Below are 18,353 nucleotides of genomic sequence, written 5' to 3' on the forward strand. Positions count from 1 at the left end.
AGTATAATTGTATTAATAGGTTTTGGATTAAATTAAATTGTCAAAAGTATATCTATTAGAACGTACTATCTTGTCACCTGCTTCGTTAGCAAATTATAAAATAAACTTTAAAATTTACGCAAAATTAAAAACATGATACATGGGACAGATTTACATACCGGAAGGTCGGTAGGTTTATATAGTAGATAATACACATACCTACTGGTAGGTATTACAATATCACATTTGATATTGGTGATTAAATGATAAAAAAAGTACTTGGCAAGATAGCTCATATTTCGGAAAAGAGACCATTCATGGTTGTTGCTATCGTAATGCTTATAACAATTTTTATGAGCATCATGGCAGGAAATGTCAAGACTGAAACTGGCTATGAATCAATGTTACCAGACGATAACCCCGTCATACAAGCACTTGATGATGTAAGGGATAAATTTGGAGGTAGCAGTGTCATAAACGTTGCAGTTAAACTGGCACCATCGGATAACTCTAACCGGGTAAATGATATCCGAGACCCCGAAGTTTTGCACGCTGTCGATTATATTATAAAAGACATAGAAACGATGGATTCTATTACGAGAGTTTCGGCTACTTCTGATATCATCATTCAACAAAATGGTGGAATAATACCGAATGATATTCAAACGGTTAAAAATATCTTTAGGGAATTACCTGAAGATGCTAAACCAAAAGTATTCGGTAATGACTATACGATGATATTAATTTCTGCGAATACGAATGCAGATTCTGGGAGACAAAAAGAACTTGCAAAAGATTTGATGGATAGAGTTGAAGAAGCCCCATTACCTCCTGGAACTGTGGCAGTTGTTACAGGTTCCCCTGCAATTAGCGAAACGATGGATAGATTAATGGACGAAGGAATGATGATTACATCATTATTTGCAATGGTTATCATATTCCTTATATTATTACTATACTTTAAAAGCCCAATAAAATCAACATTACCACTTATACCTGTTATAATAGCGGTAATATGGTCACAGGGTTCTATGGGTATCTTAAACATACCAAGAGATATGGCGAGCTCGTTAGTTTCATCTTTATTGCTTGGTTTAGGTATTGACTACGGTATACACCTTTACCACAGATATAAGGAAGAAATGAAACTTGGAAATTCACTTGAAAAATCAATTGAAACTGCGGTTGTATCCACTGGTAGTGCTGTATTAGTAACTACTGCAACAACTGTGGCAGGTTTTGCAGCTCTTACAATAGCGCCATTGCCAATGATGGCTAACATGGGAATTACGTGTGCATTAGGTATTGCATTCAGCATGATTGTGGTAATTATTTTATTACCTGCATTGATTGTGATAGATGAGAAACACACACCAAAATTATTAAATGGATTAAAATTCTTAAAAAATAAATTCTTAAAAGAAGATTAACTATTGAAAATGAATATTAAATACGAATTAACTATTGAAATATAACCCATAATATAAAATTAAAAATAAATTAAAAATAAATTAAATGTAACTTAAAAATAAATTAGTAAAGTTAGGTGAATTTATGAATAATAAAATTCTTAAATTATCACTTTTGGGTTTAATACTCACGCTAACTGCTATCTCAGGAGTAAGTGCTCTTCAGATAGATGACCCGCAATACAACCCTTCAGTTATAAAACCAGGGGATGACGCGGACATTTGGATTAAATTTACAAACGATGAAGGAAACGACAGGATAGTTAAAAATTTAATCGTAGAGTTGGAAGATGGGTATCCGATAGAGATAAAACAAACTAACCCTACAAAGGGAATTTACACAATATCCAATTTAAATAAAGGCGAATCGGATTTAGCACACTTTAAAATAAATATTGATAAAAACGCTCAAACTAATGACTTTAAAATTAAGGTAAAATATACATATGACATCTATGATGATGTAGACGATAAATATCCAACACACGAATCAAGAGATAGGGAATATTATTTACCAGTTAAAGGAGAGGCAGACTTTGAATTAACTTCAGAAGATGTTCAATTAATTCCTGCTTCAAATATGGAATACCCAATAATAATTAAAAACGTTGGTACTGGAATTGCAAAAGATATTGACGTTTTAGTGGGAAGTTCTGCATACATAAACCCTGTTGGTGGGGTAAAATATAATGTAAAAGTACTAGAGCCGTTTGGAAGTACCGAAGTAGCTTTAAATTTACACGCTGATTCAAAAACTACAGAAGGTTCATACATTGTACCTGTAACTTTAGTTTGGACTGATGAAGACGGTACAAAACATAACGAAACAATTGAATTTGGGGTAATTGTAGAAGGAGATGTTAATTTAGGTATCTCCAATGTAATTACAGAACCTAATGAAATAAAACCTGGAACAAATTACATTAAATTATGCGTAGACATTACAAATAACGGTCACGGTGAAGCTAAAAACATAAATTTAAACTTAAAAACCTCCGAACCATTCAGTGACAGTGGAAGTAATGTAAACTTTAAAAACGTAGGAACTTTAAATAGTGGAGATACAAAAACTGCAATATTTTACGTTGATTTAAATAAACATGCAGATGCTCAAACTTATGACATACCTCTTGAAATTACATACTTAGATGCGTATAATAAGGAGCATGCGGAAAATGAAAATATATCTGTACTTGTAAAAACTAAACCGGAACTTGAAATATTAGGCAATGACTTCACAATATATGCTGGAAGACAGACTGAAATTTTAGTTACCTTGAAAAATATAGGTACTGAAAAAGCTGAAAAAGTTAAAATAACTGCTATAAAGAATTCAGCACAGCCTTTCGATTATGAAGAAAAAACTGATGATATAGGAACTTTAGAAATCTTAGAAAACGGTACTGGTAGATTGGTAATTGAAACAGAAGCTAACGCAGCCGTTAAAGATTATTTAATTAACTTGGAAGTTCGTTCTGTAGGGGACCATGAATTAGGGGACGAAGACGTATACGTAAGCCAAAAAACACTTAAAGTACATGTCGAAAGGCCTGCCGGTTCTTACTTACTACCGATTTTAGTTGTAGTGGTAGTTCTGGCAGGTGGGGTATACTATTTAAAAGTATACAGACCAAAAAAGAAATCTAAATCAGAAGATAATTAAATTTTAAATAAATAAATAAATAAATACTCCATAAATTTTAAAACCGAAAGTAAAAAAATTTGAATACTATTAAAAATACTTAAAATACCTAAAAATGCCCAAATATACTTAAAATAATAAATTATATAAATAATATGGAATAAAATATAATTTGTATTAAATTTTTTTAATTTAATACTACTTGTCAAACAACAACACAAAAACAACTTTTTTCTTTTTTTTCTTTTTTAAACACAAATTAAAACAAAGATAAAAAATAGCTATTTTAAAAATATTTAAGGTATAATTAGATTTAATTAGATTTAATTAGGTTCTAAATTCATTTGAATATAAAACTACGGGCTCAAAATTATTTCCATACAGTATACACTTTAAATATGCCGTATTGTATTTTGGAACTTTTATATTCAATATTGCATAACCTTTGCTATCCTCAGGATAGTTATTATCGATATACAAATGATAATCCTCCAAAAGCTCATTTTTGTTATTATATATCATTATATATAATTCCGGATTTTCTGCAGTCCCCGAACCCACATTTTCGATGTCACATACTAGGTTGTAGTAAACGTATAAAGTATCTGTTTTAGTGAGATTTGCATAGAAATCAAAGTTCATACGTGGGATTTGTACCAAAGGAATTACTAGTGCATCCTCTTGCATATATTTTTCAGGTAATTCTCCAATGTTCCAATTTTCGCCAGTTGTCTCCACATAGTAATATCTGTTATTTTTGTAAGTGTAATAGGTACCCGTATACATCCCGTTACACTTCACAGCTACGCCCATATGGTCTTTAAATTCTATTACCATAACGTCGTAACCCAAATCATTTAAAATGGCAGATATTATTATCGAAGTATCTTCACAATCGCCACCTTCATCAACTAAAGTTTCTACAGGATACCGAGGGTATTCGTCGTAACCGGTTGTAACGTTATCAGAGGTATATTTCAAGGATTGAACGAAAGTAGTTATTAAAAGTACAGTATCATATTCTGAATAGTTGTTTTCAATGGCTATATTATTAAATTTATTAGATAAGTATTTCACAAATTTCCTATCGTTATCAGATAACGCATATTGGGCGTAATTGAATTCTTGATTATGAGGTTTACTTTGATAATATCGGTACATTACTTCGGGAATTATTAATTCTATTGTATGATTTTTTGAACCATAATTCCACGTATAATTTTTTAAATAATGTATTGAAGGATTATACGTTAAATTTTCGTAATTTAGTTCGTAATATTCAATTATACTATCATCAGACATGTTATAATCGCCATTCTGGTCATTAGAATAGACCTCATCATTTTTATTACCATATATTCCTAGATAATATCCTGTTTCAGTATCTCTTACCTTTTTAAACTTCGAAACCTTATAAATACCCTGTGGCAACATTGCTGTTATCATGTAATCCCCAAATGGTAGCGTATGTATCGCCAAATTTTCATCGTAATTATTATTTGTAACAGGCACTTTGTAATAAATTTCTCTATCTATATTTTGATTTGAAATGTTTATATATAATTTATCAGGATTTCCTGTTGTTTTACCATATATGGGTAATGATTCACCATCTTTTATTATATTAGATTTTAAATTTAAAGTTAAAGATTCCGGTATTCTCGATTCATTTAGCTTACCACAATAACCCGAAACATCTATTACAGTATACTGCCCACTATCAAACAATGAAGAATTAGTATTGGACGAAGGTAATGCCATTAAACTTTTATTGGTATTATTTGAATTAGTTATATTATAATGCCTATTTGGTCTTAAATCAGCTTGAAATCTCAAACCTTTTATAAAACTCTCTGAATCGTAGTTTGTATTAAACATGTACGATAGCATAGAATAATGCAATAAATCCCTATTAAAAGTTTCATTTTGACTAAAATTACCCTCGTAGATGCCCGTAATATAGTAATTAAATGTATAATTCGACATGATAAAAGGTTTTTGTGATAAATAACCTCGTATATTTGTAAAATTATGTAAACCTTCAAAATTTGCATCCTCTATGGGTTTCATTGTTGGATTAATACGAGTTTTTTGTAAATATTCGGATTTGTTTATTTCGTATTCTGCCATATACGTATGTGTTTCGTTAAAAGCTTCGTTAAAAGTTTCGTCAAAGGTTTGATTTTGATTTTGATTTTGATTTTCCTCGGCTATTGTTGGATTCAACAATAAAAATATCGCCAATAAAGATACTAAAGATAATAATATTAAATTCTTTAAGTTCATAATCCTACCCCCTAAATTATAATTTGTCCCCATATAATTATTGATTTACTAAATAATATATTAGTTGAGTTTTGAAATTTTTAAAAAGATATATGTATTAAAAATTACAAAATTATAAATGAATATTATATCTTGAAATAAAAATAAAAAAGAAAAAAATAAAATATATAAAATAATATTTAAAATAATAAATAAAATAAAAAATAATATTTAAATTACCATAAGGGGTGAATCATGGAACTTATAAAATATTTAGCAATGGCATACGCCGGAGAATGCCAAGCAAGAAATAGATATACGTTTTATTCTAAAATTGCAATTGGTGAAGGTTACCAACAAATAGGGGATTTATTTTTAAAAACTGCAGAACAAGAGTTACAGCATGCTAAATGGATGTTTAAAATGATAAATGGGTTAAAAAAGCCAGATGAAACCTATTTGGAACTTTCCGAAGAAGTAGGGATACCTACAACATTTGGAACTACAGTTGAAAACTTAACTGCTTCAATACACGGAGAACATTTTGAAAACAGTGAGTTATACCCAAAAATTGCTAAAATTGCAGATGAAGAAGGATATCCTGAAATTGCAGATAGGATGAGAGCAATTATTATTGCAGAAAAGCACCACGAAGAATTATATAAAAAGCTTTTAAACCTTATAAATAATGCACAAGTATTCAAAAGAGATGAAAAAACTATTTGGGCATGTAAAAAGTGTGGATACTTACATGAAGGCTTAACACCTCCTGAAGAATGTCCATCATGCGACCACCCATACGAATACTTCTCAAAACTTTGTGAAGACTTCTAATCTTCTAATAATATCTTATTTTTAAGATATGCCAAATAAAAGTAAAATAAATTATATATTACTAAATAAATTATATGCTACCACTTTTTTAATTTTTAAATTATTATGTTGTTTATTTTTATGCTAATTTAAAAGAATAAAATTTACATATATGACTTATATATTAACAAATGATATAGATAAGTAATAAAACAAAATAGGGGATTAGATGGCATCTTGTATTGACCAATATCACTATGAAATACTTTTAAAAGGTTCTTTTAAGGAATGTAATGATTATATTCGTGAAAATAGTAAATCAATCGTTGAAATAAACCCTGGAGATGAAATATTGGACGGAGTAATGATTATAGGTGTTCCTCCAATATATATGGGCTTTAACGATGATAACGTGCTATTTCCATACACAAAACCTTGCTACGGTACCCATGTCTTAAGGATATCTATGGATAGTTATATGAAATGTGCACCATCGATTGTTAAAAAATCCGAAGAAGATGAAAAAGATAACGAAGATAAAAATAAAAAACAAGACGTAAATAAAGAAATTGAAGAAGATAAAGAAGTTAAAGAAGAAAAAAAAGGAATTCTTTCAAAATTAAAGTTTTGGTAAAAATTTAATATATATTTAATATAAATTTAATATATTATTTTCAATTTCTTAAATTAATAAATAAAATATTCCATAAATTATTAAAAATCCAAATGTAGTACAATCAATAGCTTTTAAAGATTGATAACCTTTTTTTAAGGTTATTTCCCCAGTTCCGAGTTTATAGTATCCTATTTTTTCCAATTGCATATTTAAAGCGTTTGCCAATACTGCCATTGTATAACCCGAATTAGGTGACGGTGTTTTATGCCCTTGATATATATAACCTTTCAAACCGTTGAGTATATTACCGCCGTAAAATGGTGCAGAAATTGCCAATATTAATCCAGCTATTCTTGAAGGCAAAAAATTGGCTATATCATCCATATAGGCTGAAAATCTACCGTAATAATTGTACTTTTCGTTTTTATAACCTAGCATAGCATCCATAGTGTTTATTGCACGATAAACAACCGCTCCGGAGATACCGAAGAATATTGCATAAAACAAAGGTGCTATAATACTATCAGTAATATTTTCCGAAGAGCTTTCAATTCCTGCAGATATAATATGTTTTTCACCCAATTCAGACGTGTTTCTACTCACTATGTGTTGTACGGACTTTCTTGCACCTTCGAAATCATTATTTTTTATATATTCTAGGGGCGCTTTTGAAAATTCAATCAAGGATTTATGACCAATTACTGTGGAAATGATAATTGATTGACCGATTAATTTTAAAAAACTTGGTAAAAAATTTAAAATGTAATCAACAATTGAACATACGATTAACAATGCAAAAATTATCGATAAATTTAATACCATTCCCTTAATTAAATCCGATTTTGGGTTTTTTGAATTAGAAGAAGGGATTATATCTTGAATTTTGGATATCATATTACCGATTATAACAACAGGGTGTACTTTTTCAGGTAATTCCCCAAATGTACGGTCAATTAGGTCTGCAACCAATAAAACAAATGGATTAATCATTATATCATCTTTTTGAACTATTGTACTTATTTCTAAGTTATGTTTGATAATTTTTAATAAATAATAAATTAATAAATAATAATTTTATTATACGATATTCTTAATGTTTAGTAAATTAAAATCCGAAGATTTTTCCAAATTCCATTCCAAAATAAGCAACTAATACATATCTTGGTAGTTTGCCTACAAAAGTGGCTATTAAGAAAGATTTCTTTGGCATTTCAAATATACCTGCTAACCAAGCCACTACTTTATAAGGCACTGGTGTAAATCCTGCAATAACGACGCCCCAAACACCATATTTTTTAAATAAGTTTTCTCCTCGTTTATAATTCTTTTCCCCGAAGACTTTTAAAAAAGCATCTTCGCCTAGTTTCTCACCTAAAATATAACCGACATAACCACCCAATACTGAACCCACAATTGCAACCAATACACTAATTGTTAAATCTAGACCAAACAACGTGTTACTTGCCAAAAAAATATCGGGTATTATCGGTTGAATAAACGATTCTGTGAAAGAAATCAAAAATAGTCCTATATACCCGTAATCTAAAACCAATTGCTCTGCAATATTTACAAGCGATTCAAACATAATTGCACATCCATTTTTTATTTTATTTTTTTTAAATTTTTTTTATATTTTATTTTATTTCGTCTTATTTCGTCTTGTTTTGTTTTGTGTAAATTTTTTTAATTAATATAAAAAAGATAGAATATATTCATATGAAAAATGTTTATTAATACCGTCAATAAAGAATTTATTTTATAAATTACCTTCGTAAATTATAATGCAATTACTGTTCAAATTCTCTAACTAATACTCTTAATACGTCAGTTTGAGAAACTACGCCTACAGGGTTTTCATATTCATCAATTACCAATAATCCGGAAACGTCAGCGTGTAACATAATTTGAGCTGCGTGTGCGACATCCTCATTTTTGCTTATTTTTAATACGTCTTTTATTGCAAAATCCTTTATTTTTGTATCGATTAATTCAAAAACACCCTTGTTTACAAATACATTTACTAAATCTCTGTAGCTAACTACACCTACAATAGCGTTTTCTTCTTCAATAAAAACTCTTCTAACGCCTTTTTCGTGTAAAGTCTTAAATGCAGTATATAAACTTTCTTCAGGGCTTACTTTATATATTTTAGGGTTCATTACTTCGCCAACGTTCATATTTACACCATTTTTAAGTTATAATTCTAATAATCTATTGGTTTTATTATATAATAAATGTTTTGATTGAATTTTAACAATTAATTAAATATTTAATAGTGTACCACTATCGATAACGATAATTTAATTAAACTAATTTAATTTAAATAAATTAAGTAAAGTATGTAAATTAAGTTAAATTAACTCAAATGTAGTACCATAAGTTTCTTTTTTATCTGTACTAACTAATTTAGGCAATTTTCCACGTATGCCCACATTTTCACCCACTGCTACAAAAACACCGTCGATTTTGGGAATTTCATCTGCACGCTCAAGACATTTTGAAATAGCTTCTTCTGAAGTACCCCTTGCATAGTTTCCAATGGCTGTTGCTGCTGCATCTGCGATATATGCGTTTCTTGCAAATACAACGACTGCATCTGCATTTCCCAAACTAACAGAATGTCCAACAGTCCCCGAAGAAGTACAAATACCATAACCTTTTTTTAAAGTTTCTTTTTTTAATTTAAAACCCAAATGTCCACTTATATTAGATTTTCCGGCATAAAGCCCAACTACAGTATCTTTGTTATCACTTTCTTTCCCATTCTGTTTTAAGTAAATATCTCCGCCATTTTCTGCCATAGGGTTTATACAATCGTTATTAACCAGTTCTTCAACCACTAATTGACTAAAAGTACCTGCAACGCTTGCCATAGGCCCTACATCTGCATTTTGACCGCCTTTTATCATATAATCTAGCACTTTTGGGATTTCTAATTTTTCTTCATTTTTGGATTTTAAAAAAGAATTATCCAATTGATTTAAATTTAAAGGTTCGTAAGAGGTTAAAAATATGGGGTTTCTTTTGATATAATTCTCGAGAATTAATCTATTTTTTATAATTGTATCCTTTGCAATTTTTAAAAATTTATCGTTTTTATTATTTTTATTATTATTTTTATTATTATTTGCATTCGTATTTTTAAATTTTAAAAGTATATTTGTTTCTTTTATCGATAATTTTGTTGTAAATTCTTCTAAATTTTTTGATTCCATAATATCACGAAATTGTGCCTTAAAAAAGATAAAATAATAAGATAGAATAATGAAATAGCATGGTAATGAAATAGCATGAGCTAGTAGGAAATAAGGTATTGTATGTTAAATACCTTTCTGCTAGCCTACACCCTAATTTATTCCCATTTTGTATTGTCTACTTCATTTTCGGATTTTGCTACGATTGTTGTACCTACAGTATCACCCATAACATTTACTAAGGTTCTACCCATGTCCAAAATAGCGTCAATTCCTAATATCATAGCATATGCTGCAGCTACTGACGGGTTTTCCAAAGATATGCCGATACTTGCAAGAACCATTGCTAACATGATAGGTCCTGCACCAGGAACACCTGCGGTACCTATTGAAGCCAATAAAGCGGTTAAAACAACAACCATTTGCTGTTCAAAGCCCAAAGGCATTCCGATTGCATTTGCAATGAATAACACGCATACACCTTGATATATTGCTGTACCATCCATATTTAAAGTTGTACCCAATGGCAATGTAAATGAATAGATTGACTTAGATACGCCCAAATTTTCATCTGCTACTTCCATTGTAACTGGTAAAGTACCACTTGAACTTCTAGTTACAAAAGAAGTTACGATTACATCTTTTACTTTGTTAAAGAATTTTAAAGGGTTAAATTTGAATACTTTAAGGAGTAATCCGTAAACAACGAATATTTGTAGTGCGTAACCTACAAATATAACAGATGTAATGCCAAATAATGAATAAATAGCGGTACTTCCTTGTGTACCCATAACATACGCCATAAGTGCGAAAACACCTATTGGAGCATACTGCATAACACCTTTAACTACCAAGTACATAGCTTCGGCTAATGCTTCAAACATTTTGAAAAATGTCTTTGCAGAGCCGGATATCCTTTCATTATCGCTATCGATAAGGTAACTTAAAGCTACACCCAATATTACGGAGAAGAAGATTGTAGGTAAAACCTGTCCTGACGCAATAGCGGAAAATGGATTTGTTGGTACGATATTTAAGAATGTATCCAATAAAGAAGGTGCTTGCTTAACAGCCATTGTTGTGGTATCTGCGACTAATTGTAAGCCCATACCTGGTTGGAATATATTTCCTAATGCTAAACCAATTATTACGGCAAAAGCTGAAGTTAACAAATAAAACAATACTATTTTTAAACCTACTCTTTCTAATCTCGAAGGACTAATGCTTGCAGAACCCATAATAATTGTGGAGACTATAATGGGAATAACTAACATTTTTAAAAGACGTATAAACAAATCCCCGAGTGGTTTTAAAAATGCTATAGACTCGCCAAATACCATACCCGCAATTGTACCTAAAATAAGTCCAATGAGTATTTTATTTAAAACAGGGTAGTCTAAATATGCTTTTAGTAAATTCATGATATCACCGTAGTTTTAAAGTTGTTAGATTATTAGTTTACTATTTTACTATTTTATTTAGGATTAGTTGCTAATTATTTAGGATTAGTTGCTAATTATCTAATATTATCTAGTAGTTATTTAATTAATTAGATAGTTAACTAGTTATGAAAAATACTACATAGTAAATATTCGTTTAAAATTAAAATTAAAATTAAACATTTAGAACAACTTTAGAATAGTATGTTAATAAATTAAAATTTTAAAAACTGAATATCAAATAAAAGTATGACATATATTTTATATTAAAGTTGTTATTTGAATTAAAATAATCAATATATCCCAATATCGCTATATTCATATATTGTTATAATATCATCAATAAATTTAATAACTTTCTAAAAAAACTAATAGATTGATTTTTATAATACTTTAGACATAATAATGATTTGCATAATAAAAATTTATGCAAGTATTGTAATTAAATAATTATTTGTTAATTTATAGATAATAAAATAGAAATTTAAAATATAAATTGTATTAAAAATACTTGTAAACCTATTATTGTGCAATATGTATACACCACTATAACGTAGTAGGATAAATTATGGACACTATCGTTTAATTCGATTTATGTTCATTTTAACATTATTCTCACTACCTTTTATTAAACTATTTAGATGTTAGATAAAATATACCAATATTAGATATTATATATTTGATACGAAATATTTTACATAATATTTAAAAATATATGACTATTTAATATATAATAATTATTAGCTAATTTTTTTAAATAATTAAAAACAGAGAGATTTTTACCTTTAGAGGTGTTTTAATGGATAATATAATAATCTGGGTTACTATATCCGGCTATTTATTGTTAATGTTGTTCGTAAGTTTATACGCAAAAAGATTTATCAAAAGCTCAACCGACTTTTTACTCGCAGGTCGTAATTTAGGAATATTTTTAACAACTGCGACTTTAGCAGCTACGCACTACGGTGGAGGCTTCATATTGGGTGGTGCTGAACACGGTGTTATGTCTGGTTTAGGTGGTATCTGGTACGGTTTCGCTTGCGGTTTCGGTCTTTTATTATTGGGTTTATTCCTTGCAAAGCCAATGAGGGCTTTAGCATTGTTTACAGTTCCAGAAGTTTTAGAATTAAGGTACAACTGTAGAAGTATAAGGTATATATCCGCATTCTTATCATTGGTAGCTTTAATTGGAATCATTGCCGCTTTGGTTACTGGTGCTTCATCAGTTTTCCAAGTTCTAGGTATTGACCCATTCTGGGGTGCTATAATATCTACAATTATATTTATTACATATACTGCAGCGTCTGGTTTATGGGCCGTTGCATTAACCGACTTCATACAAGTTATTATTGGTAGCATTGGGGTTATATTAGCTACAGCATTAGCATTTATGAAAGTTGGTGGCGTAAGTGGAATATCAACAGGTTTACAAACATTGCAAAAAGCTAATGTTTTACCAATATCTGCAGACCAGTATTTTAACTTTGGTTCAGCAGGAATCGGAACCATTGCGCTTATTTTAGCCGGTACTACCATGTACACTTTGATAGGTCAAGATTTCTATCAGAGATTATTTGCTGCTAAAAATGAAGTAGTAGCTAAAAATGGTGCTATAATTGCAGGTATTTTATTAATGGTATTATCCTTCTTACCAGCTTTAGCAGGTATGGCTGCACTAGTTTTATCAAATGACCCTGCAGCAATACTTGCAAGTCCTAAAACAGCTATTCCTCAACTTATGATTACAGTATTTGGTAGTGGAGTAGGTGCTTTGTTCTTGGCTGCAATATTGGCTGCGGTTATGAGTACGTCAGACTCTTTATTGACTGCTTCAACATCACACATTGTAAAGGACTTCTACCAACCAAATAATCCGGATGTAGACGATAAAAAGATATTGAACTTATCAATTTGGAGTACCATATTAGTTGGTATTTTCGCATTAATCGTGTCATTAAAATTCGACAGTATTCTTACCTTAATGGTTTACTCATACGATGTTTATACCTCTGGTGTATTCATACCATTGATTTTGGGCTTAGTTTGGAAAAGAGCTACCAAAGAAGGCGCTTTATCAGGAATGATTATAGGTACTCTTGTAAGTGCAGGTTTAATCTATGCTAGGGAAGCTAATTTATTTACAAACATTGTTGGCGGACCTTGGGAGCTTATATATGCAGGTAGTGCCTTAGTTTCATTAGTTGTAATGGTTATCGTTAGTTTAATGACAAAACCTCAACCAATTAGTCCTAAATTAAAAGAAGCTTTCCATAAAATACAATAAATACAATAATAATATTATTAATATTAATAATAATTAATTATTATCTTTTTTTTACATTTTTATATATAATTTATAATTAAATACGTGGAAAATATAAATATAAAATTATTAGATTTATTTAAAAGGTAGTTGAGCAATAAACTATACAGGGATTCTATGAAAAAAGATTTAAAGTTTAATATATGGGTTAGGGGTGGCACAAGCGATGCTACAAAGATTGTGCAGAGTTTAAAGGATAATTTAAAAGATAGTATAAATAGTATAAATAGTGTAAATAATATAAATAATATAAATTTAAAAATAATTGTAACTACTGCAACAGATTTTGGTGGAGAAATTGCAAAAATAAACGCCGATAAGGTAATTTCTAAACCTATGCCCTATGAAGAATTGAAACAGAAATTAATAACGGAAGAAATAAATTATTTTATCGATGCTACCCATCCGTATGCTGTTAAAGCTAGCGATACAGGATTGAAGGTTTGTAAAGAACTAAAAATAACCTATATACGATATGAAAGACCAGGGAGTGCTTTAGAAGAAAATTTAGGAAAAAATGATGATAAAATAATTTTTGCAGAAGATTATGAAGATGCAATTCTTAAAGCATTTGAAGTTAATAAAAAAGAGTCCAATATATTCTTTATGGCAGGTATAAAAAACCTAAAAAGCGTAGTTGAACTTTCTGAAACTAATGGGTATGATAAAAATAAAATAATAGCTAGAATGTTACCTGTTTCTGTATATGAGGCGTTAAAACTTTTACCGTCTAAAAATATAGTTGCTATGCAGGGCGTATTTTCAAAAGAATTGAATAAACATTTAATCTTGGATTATAACTGCGATGTAGTCATAACAAAAGATAGCGGAAAATCTGGCGGGTTTTATGAAAAAATGGAAGCTACAAAAGAGGCAGGTGCTACTTTAATAATTGTAAAAAGACCAGTTTCTAAAGATTCTAACGAAGATAGTGATTTAAATCAAAATTACAGGTTAAAATTTGATAAAATAGAAGATTTAGTAGATTATTTTTTAAATATTTAAATTTACGTATTGTTACGTGCTATTGAATGTATTATTTAACGTATTAGTTAATAATTCGGGGAAATTATTTATTATGAAAAAAAACAATGCAATTAAGATTATTAAAACTATTATGGCCATGACTCCAAAAATGCTCATATCTCCTTTTTTACCTTTTATAACTTTTAAAGACATGATAAACCCCTCATAATTGCTATGTCATTTATTGTATTATAATTGTATAATTATATATTTATTAATTGAAATATATAATATTTATTAATTTTTAGAGGAAATTATAAAATTAACGTTGTTATGGAAACCTTAAGAAATTTAATAAATTTAATAAATATGGATTCTATTATGCAGTGAATAAATCGAAAATTTATAAAATGATATCTAAAGAGGATTTTGAGTTATTAAAAGACTATACGATATTTTATAAACTATTGGATGATATAAGCTACTATACATTAATTAATAACATGTATGAAGCCGATGATTACATACGAGTTAAAGAAATTAACAATTATCTCGTAAAAAATAAAATGAGAAGAGGAATGGCTAAACCATTACTCGATTATGAATTTTTAAACAGAGATACTGAAAAAGCAATTATTGGCGAAAAAGTATATTATAAACTCTCTGATTTCGGTAAAATGGTATTTGAAGAGTATAAAAAAGATAAAGGTTATAGATAGTCTTTATTATTCATTACTCTTAAAAACTCTTTTTTTCTAAACTCTTTACTTGAATGTATGTAGGTCATTGTCGTGTTAACGTTTGCATGACCCATTATTTTTGAAAGAATTTCAATATTCATATTGCTTTCACATGCAAGTGTTCCAAATGTATGGCGTAGTACGTGAGGAGTTACAATAATATTTAAGATATCTTTCGATATAGTTCTTAAATATCTTCTATAATCGGATATTTGACCCTCCGAAAGTTTATAACCGCCTTTGGTTAAAAACAATCTATCGATTTTAGGATTTAAAAATTCTCTATATTTTAAATATTGCTTTATGTGAAGTAATAATTCATCGTCAATGAATACGTATCTGTCCTTGTTTCCTTTCCCGCTCTTGATTATAATCGACCTATCCGATAAATCCATATCATTTAACGAAATATTTATGAATTCACTTATACGTACGCCTGTTTTTATAAGAAATAATGTAAATATGTAATAATGATAGTCTTCGATTTTTGAAAGTAATAGTTTAGCTTGATTTTTACTTAAACATTGCCTTTCTTTTAACTGCGGTCTTAAAGTCCGTACGTAAAGCTTTAAAGGATTATTTATTAAATATTTATTTTCAATTGCCCATTCATAGAATCTATTTACATCGGTTAAACGTCTAATCGTCGTACTTATCTGAATTGGTTTTCCATTATGACTTCGATAGTTATTGTAGAAAAATAACGCATCGTCGATGGTTATAGTTTCCCAACTTTTTTCCTGGAAAAAGTTCATAAAAATATTTAATGAAGCTCGATAACTTTTTAAAGTATCTTTACTTCGTGCAGATAAAAAGTTTAAATATCTATTTGCTAAATTCCTTGATTCTTCGTTCATTATACCACCTGTTCTATTTTATTAATTATTTATTCATTAATTAATCGCTATTATTTCGTATTCTTCGTTAAGTGGTATCATTTCATCTCGTAATTTAAAGTAGGTATTTCTATCTTGCCCGATGCTACGTTCAACTAATGCGTTGAATTCTCTGTCTCTTTCTAAAAGTATTCTAAATTCTTTTTGCTTTAGGTTATTATCTATGTTTAGATATTCTAAAATGTTTTTAAAAGACCACCATTTGTCCGGTTCAGTGTTTAGAAGTTTTAAAAGATTACTTTTTAATTTTAAGACGTTTGAACCTGATATACTATTGTTTATTAGGTCTGTTATTTTGTTTACGTCTTCCTGATTTTCTGGTAAGACGTTGTCTATATCTTCATAGTTATAACTTGGACTTCTGTTTCTTTCTCTTTCTTTTTCCATATTTATTTGGTTTTGATTATTGTATGGGTTATTGTATGAGTTTATATTTTGTTTATTTGGATTTTCTACTTTAATTAAATCTAATTTGTAGTCAATTCTATTCATTAGGGCTAATAAATCCATGTAATGAGGGTATTGTTTATTTGTGAATTCCATTGCAAACTTTGCATATGTGGAAATGCTACTGAAACCCATATTTCTTGCTAACTTTTTAAAGTGTTCTTTCTCATTGTCATCGACCATGTAAAATGACATCTTAGGCATTGCCATCACCTCTAAAAAAACTGTAAGGTAGCAATAGATTTATATAAGTTAGTAACATATCCGTATTTACGGATAATCGTGTTTAGTAAAAAAGTATACTTTTTGTCGGACAAATATTAAAAAATAATATTTTTATAACGGCGTTCTAGCCTTTATTTAACATAGTGAAGTTATCACTATGTTTATTATCTAAAATGGGGCTTTAGATAAACCGGTTTCCTTTAAAAAAGCTGGTATAAACCTTGGAGATATGGATGATGACAGTTACCCCCGCTGATGTATGAGAATGTAATATATTAAACGACTTCATACAGATGACGATATCAGCACTATCTGACATGCTACCAAGAAAAAATAAAAATAAAAATAAAATAAAATAAAATAAAATAACTATTCTATTTTAAAAATAATTAAACTATATTAAAATTATTTATTTGTTAATTTATCGGAAATTAATTTTAAAATTTCGTTTAATGCTTTGTTATTATCAAATTTGGTAATCTGGTTTAATTCTTCGTTTGATAAGTTTTGCTTTTTTAAATTGATTATTTCTTCTTTTATGAGGGGTATACATCTTGTAAGTTCATCTACGATTGTAATTGTTGATTTTTGCGCAGTTCTTGAAAGAGGGTTTAAATCAATTGCTATGACTTTTTTACCCATTTCTATGAGTGCTTCGGCTCTATCCCCATCCTCTAATGGTACTAAAACCACATCGGCTGTGTAAATTCCCGCTTCTGAAACTTTACCCCTTAAATGGTCAACATTTGGCATTTGTTTGTTTGCATCATCGATTCCTAAGATTGTTATTTTGTTGTTTTTATAATTCTCGTTATTACTTTCATTTTTTTCAAACAGTTCTTTAATTTTTTGTTCTCGCGCTTCTGTTCTGTAAAATAAATTTACTTCTATTTTTCCGTTTAATTCTGCTGCTAAATCGATTAATTCATCTTTTGCGAGTGCTATGCTGTTACCATTTACAGATATTACGGGGTTTTTAGCAAGCATTAGCATTGCAGCACTAGCTTTTATTGCTTCTTTTGCAACTTTCGGGGTAGTTTCTCCTATAAGATAATCGTAAGTTTCGCCTCTTCCATGAGCAATTAAACCGCCTTTTGCGAGTACTCCTGATTCAAAAGCATCTACAACTTTTCCTCTGTTTAATAATGATTTGTATCTTGGGTGTGATTCTGGAACCATTGACATCTTTATCATCTCGTAATTTTATCAATTTGATTTTATAATTATTTTATAATTATTTTATATCTATATTATAATTATTTTTTAAATATTTTTTAAATATTTTATAATTTAGTTACATATATTTTTATGTTATACTATTTATTTCTTTTTTATAAGC

At 29.1% G+C, this 18,353-nt stretch carries 17 protein-coding genes; 7 read left to right on the forward strand and 10 right to left on the reverse strand.

The window, feature by feature from the left end; translation table 11 throughout:
• The first annotated feature begins 242 nt into the window (after window positions 1-242).
• Window positions 243-1,409: an efflux RND transporter permease subunit gene (locus M2325_RS04135; RefSeq protein ID WP_209591507.1), complete on the forward strand. Its 1,167-nt coding sequence runs from the start codon at window positions 243-245 to the stop codon at window positions 1,407-1,409.
• Between the two features lie 124 nt (window positions 1,410-1,533).
• Window positions 1,534-3,111 carry a COG1361 S-layer family protein gene (locus M2325_RS04140; protein WP_209591508.1) on the forward strand — a complete coding sequence of 526 codons (1,578 nt, stop codon included), beginning with the start codon at window positions 1,534-1,536 and terminating at the stop codon, window positions 3,109-3,111.
• A 306-nt stretch (window positions 3,112-3,417) separates the two neighbouring features.
• Here the strand turns inward: M2325_RS04140 and M2325_RS04145 are convergent, their stop codons facing one another.
• Window positions 3,418-5,376: a hypothetical protein gene (locus M2325_RS04145; protein WP_259051431.1), complete on the reverse strand. Its 1,959-nt coding sequence runs from the start codon at window positions 5,374-5,376 to the stop codon at window positions 3,418-3,420.
• Between the two features lie 234 nt (window positions 5,377-5,610).
• Between M2325_RS04145 and rbr the strand changes: the two genes are divergently transcribed.
• Both rbr and M2325_RS04155 read left to right on the forward strand, forming a co-directional pair.
• Window positions 5,611-6,189, forward strand: coding sequence for a rubrerythrin (gene rbr, locus M2325_RS04150; protein ID WP_209591510.1), 579 nt, complete (start codon window positions 5,611-5,613; stop codon window positions 6,187-6,189).
• Window positions 6,190-6,397: 208 nt separating this feature from the next.
• A complete protein-coding gene (locus M2325_RS04155; protein WP_209591511.1) occupies window positions 6,398-6,802 on the forward strand; it encodes a DUF1894 domain-containing protein in 405 nt (134 codons plus the stop codon).
• 48 nt (window positions 6,803-6,850) lie between these two features.
• Here M2325_RS04155 and cbiB read toward each other — a convergent pair whose 3' ends face one another.
• The 5 genes from cbiB to M2325_RS04180 all read right to left on the reverse strand — a co-directional run bounded on the left by cbiB (window position 6,851) and on the right by M2325_RS04180 (window position 11,399).
• Window positions 6,851-7,774 carry an adenosylcobinamide-phosphate synthase CbiB gene (gene cbiB / locus M2325_RS04160; RefSeq protein WP_259051454.1) on the reverse strand — a complete coding sequence of 308 codons (924 nt, stop codon included), beginning with the start codon at window positions 7,772-7,774 and terminating at the stop codon, window positions 6,851-6,853.
• A gap of 115 nt (window positions 7,775-7,889) precedes the next feature.
• The gene (locus M2325_RS04165; RefSeq protein WP_209591513.1) at window positions 7,890-8,369 is read right to left on the reverse strand and encodes a YqaA family protein; all 480 of its coding nucleotides are present in this window, start codon (window positions 8,367-8,369) and stop codon (window positions 7,890-7,892) included.
• A gap of 202 nt (window positions 8,370-8,571) precedes the next feature.
• Window positions 8,572-8,961 carry a CBS domain-containing protein gene (locus tag M2325_RS04170; protein WP_209591514.1) on the reverse strand — a complete coding sequence of 130 codons (390 nt, stop codon included), beginning with the start codon at window positions 8,959-8,961 and terminating at the stop codon, window positions 8,572-8,574.
• A gap of 174 nt (window positions 8,962-9,135) precedes the next feature.
• On the reverse strand, window positions 9,136-9,999 hold the full coding sequence (locus tag M2325_RS04175) for a UPF0280 family protein (RefSeq protein WP_209591515.1): 864 nt from the start codon (window positions 9,997-9,999) through the stop codon (window positions 9,136-9,138).
• A 137-nt stretch (window positions 10,000-10,136) separates the two neighbouring features.
• Window positions 10,137-11,399 carry a dicarboxylate/amino acid:cation symporter gene (locus M2325_RS04180; RefSeq protein ID WP_209591516.1) on the reverse strand — a complete coding sequence of 421 codons (1,263 nt, stop codon included), beginning with the start codon at window positions 11,397-11,399 and terminating at the stop codon, window positions 10,137-10,139.
• Window positions 11,400-12,216: 817 nt separating this feature from the next.
• On the opposite strand from M2325_RS04180, the gene M2325_RS04185 reads away from it, so the two are divergent.
• Window positions 12,217-13,701 carry a sodium:solute symporter family protein gene (locus M2325_RS04185; protein ID WP_259051456.1) on the forward strand — a complete coding sequence of 495 codons (1,485 nt, stop codon included), beginning with the start codon at window positions 12,217-12,219 and terminating at the stop codon, window positions 13,699-13,701.
• A gap of 156 nt (window positions 13,702-13,857) precedes the next feature.
• Complete coding sequence (gene cobK, locus M2325_RS04190) at window positions 13,858-14,745, forward strand: precorrin-6A reductase (protein WP_209631876.1); 888 nt, start codon at window positions 13,858-13,860, stop codon at window positions 14,743-14,745.
• 12 nt (window positions 14,746-14,757) lie between these two features.
• Here cobK and M2325_RS04195 read toward each other — a convergent pair whose 3' ends face one another.
• On the reverse strand, window positions 14,758-14,919 hold the full coding sequence (locus M2325_RS04195) for a hypothetical protein (protein ID WP_209591519.1): 162 nt from the start codon (window positions 14,917-14,919) through the stop codon (window positions 14,758-14,760).
• 197 nt (window positions 14,920-15,116) lie between these two features.
• Between M2325_RS04195 and M2325_RS04200 the strand changes: the two genes are divergently transcribed.
• On the forward strand, window positions 15,117-15,425 hold the full coding sequence (locus tag M2325_RS04200) for a hypothetical protein (RefSeq protein ID WP_259051459.1): 309 nt from the start codon (window positions 15,117-15,119) through the stop codon (window positions 15,423-15,425).
• On the opposite strand, the gene M2325_RS04205 is transcribed toward M2325_RS04200, so the two are convergent.
• The 3 genes from M2325_RS04205 to M2325_RS04215 form a co-directional block, all read right to left on the reverse strand.
• Window positions 15,416-16,303: a tyrosine-type recombinase/integrase gene (locus M2325_RS04205; RefSeq protein ID WP_013179680.1), complete on the reverse strand. Its 888-nt coding sequence runs from the start codon at window positions 16,301-16,303 to the stop codon at window positions 15,416-15,418. The two genes, M2325_RS04200 and M2325_RS04205, sit on opposite strands and share 10 nt — an antisense overlap.
• A gap of 36 nt (window positions 16,304-16,339) precedes the next feature.
• Window positions 16,340-16,999 (reverse strand): hypothetical protein, encoded by a 660-nt coding sequence (locus tag M2325_RS04210; RefSeq protein ID WP_259051462.1) that lies wholly within the window; start codon window positions 16,997-16,999, stop codon window positions 16,340-16,342.
• Between the two features lie 420 nt (window positions 17,000-17,419).
• A complete protein-coding gene (locus tag M2325_RS04215; RefSeq protein ID WP_259051464.1) occupies window positions 17,420-18,199 on the reverse strand; it encodes a 4-phosphopantoate--beta-alanine ligase in 780 nt (259 codons plus the stop codon).
• Window positions 18,200-18,353 lie beyond the last annotated feature (154 nt).

Origin of the sequence: Methanococcus voltae PS, from assembly GCF_024807035.1 — an archaeon.
In the GTDB taxonomy this organism is placed as follows: Archaea; AGJL01; Methanococci; order Methanococcales; family Methanococcaceae; genus Methanococcus; species Methanococcus voltae.

Excerpts from the sequence above, each read along its gene's own strand:
- M2325_RS04170 (WP_209591514.1), bottom strand. The coding sequence starts at position 8,961 with ATGAACGTTGGCGAAGTAATGAACCCTAAAATATATAAAGTAAGCCCT.
- cbiB (WP_259051454.1), bottom strand. The coding sequence starts at position 7,774 with ATGATTAATCCATTTGTTTTATTGGTTGCAGACCTAATTGACCGTACA.
- M2325_RS04195 (WP_209591519.1), bottom strand. The coding sequence starts at position 14,919 with ATGTCTTTAAAAGTTATAAAAGGTAAAAAAGGAGATATGAGCATTTTT.
- M2325_RS04145 (WP_259051431.1), bottom strand. The coding sequence starts at position 5,376 with ATGAACTTAAAGAATTTAATATTATTATCTTTAGTATCTTTATTGGCG.
- M2325_RS04175 (WP_209591515.1), bottom strand. The coding sequence starts at position 9,999 with ATGGAATCAAAAAATTTAGAAGAATTTACAACAAAATTATCGATAAAA.
- M2325_RS04155 (WP_209591511.1), top strand. The coding sequence starts at position 6,398 with ATGGCATCTTGTATTGACCAATATCACTATGAAATACTTTTAAAAGGT.
- M2325_RS04205 (WP_013179680.1), bottom strand. The coding sequence starts at position 16,303 with ATGAACGAAGAATCAAGGAATTTAGCAAATAGATATTTAAACTTTTTA.
- M2325_RS04180 (WP_209591516.1), bottom strand. The coding sequence starts at position 11,399 with ATGAATTTACTAAAAGCATATTTAGACTACCCTGTTTTAAATAAAATA.
- M2325_RS04210 (WP_259051462.1), bottom strand. The coding sequence starts at position 16,999 with ATGGCAATGCCTAAGATGTCATTTTACATGGTCGATGACAATGAGAAA.
- M2325_RS04185 (WP_259051456.1), top strand. The coding sequence starts at position 12,217 with ATGGATAATATAATAATCTGGGTTACTATATCCGGCTATTTATTGTTA.
- M2325_RS04215 (WP_259051464.1), bottom strand. The coding sequence starts at position 18,199 with ATGTCAATGGTTCCAGAATCACACCCAAGATACAAATCATTATTAAAC.
- M2325_RS04135 (WP_209591507.1), top strand. The coding sequence starts at position 243 with ATGATAAAAAAAGTACTTGGCAAGATAGCTCATATTTCGGAAAAGAGA.
- M2325_RS04200 (WP_259051459.1), top strand. The coding sequence starts at position 15,117 with ATGATATCTAAAGAGGATTTTGAGTTATTAAAAGACTATACGATATTT.
- rbr (WP_209591510.1), top strand. The coding sequence starts at position 5,611 with ATGGAACTTATAAAATATTTAGCAATGGCATACGCCGGAGAATGCCAA.
- M2325_RS04165 (WP_209591513.1), bottom strand. The coding sequence starts at position 8,369 with ATGTTTGAATCGCTTGTAAATATTGCAGAGCAATTGGTTTTAGATTAC.
- cobK (WP_209631876.1), top strand. The coding sequence starts at position 13,858 with ATGAAAAAAGATTTAAAGTTTAATATATGGGTTAGGGGTGGCACAAGC.
- M2325_RS04140 (WP_209591508.1), top strand. The coding sequence starts at position 1,534 with ATGAATAATAAAATTCTTAAATTATCACTTTTGGGTTTAATACTCACG.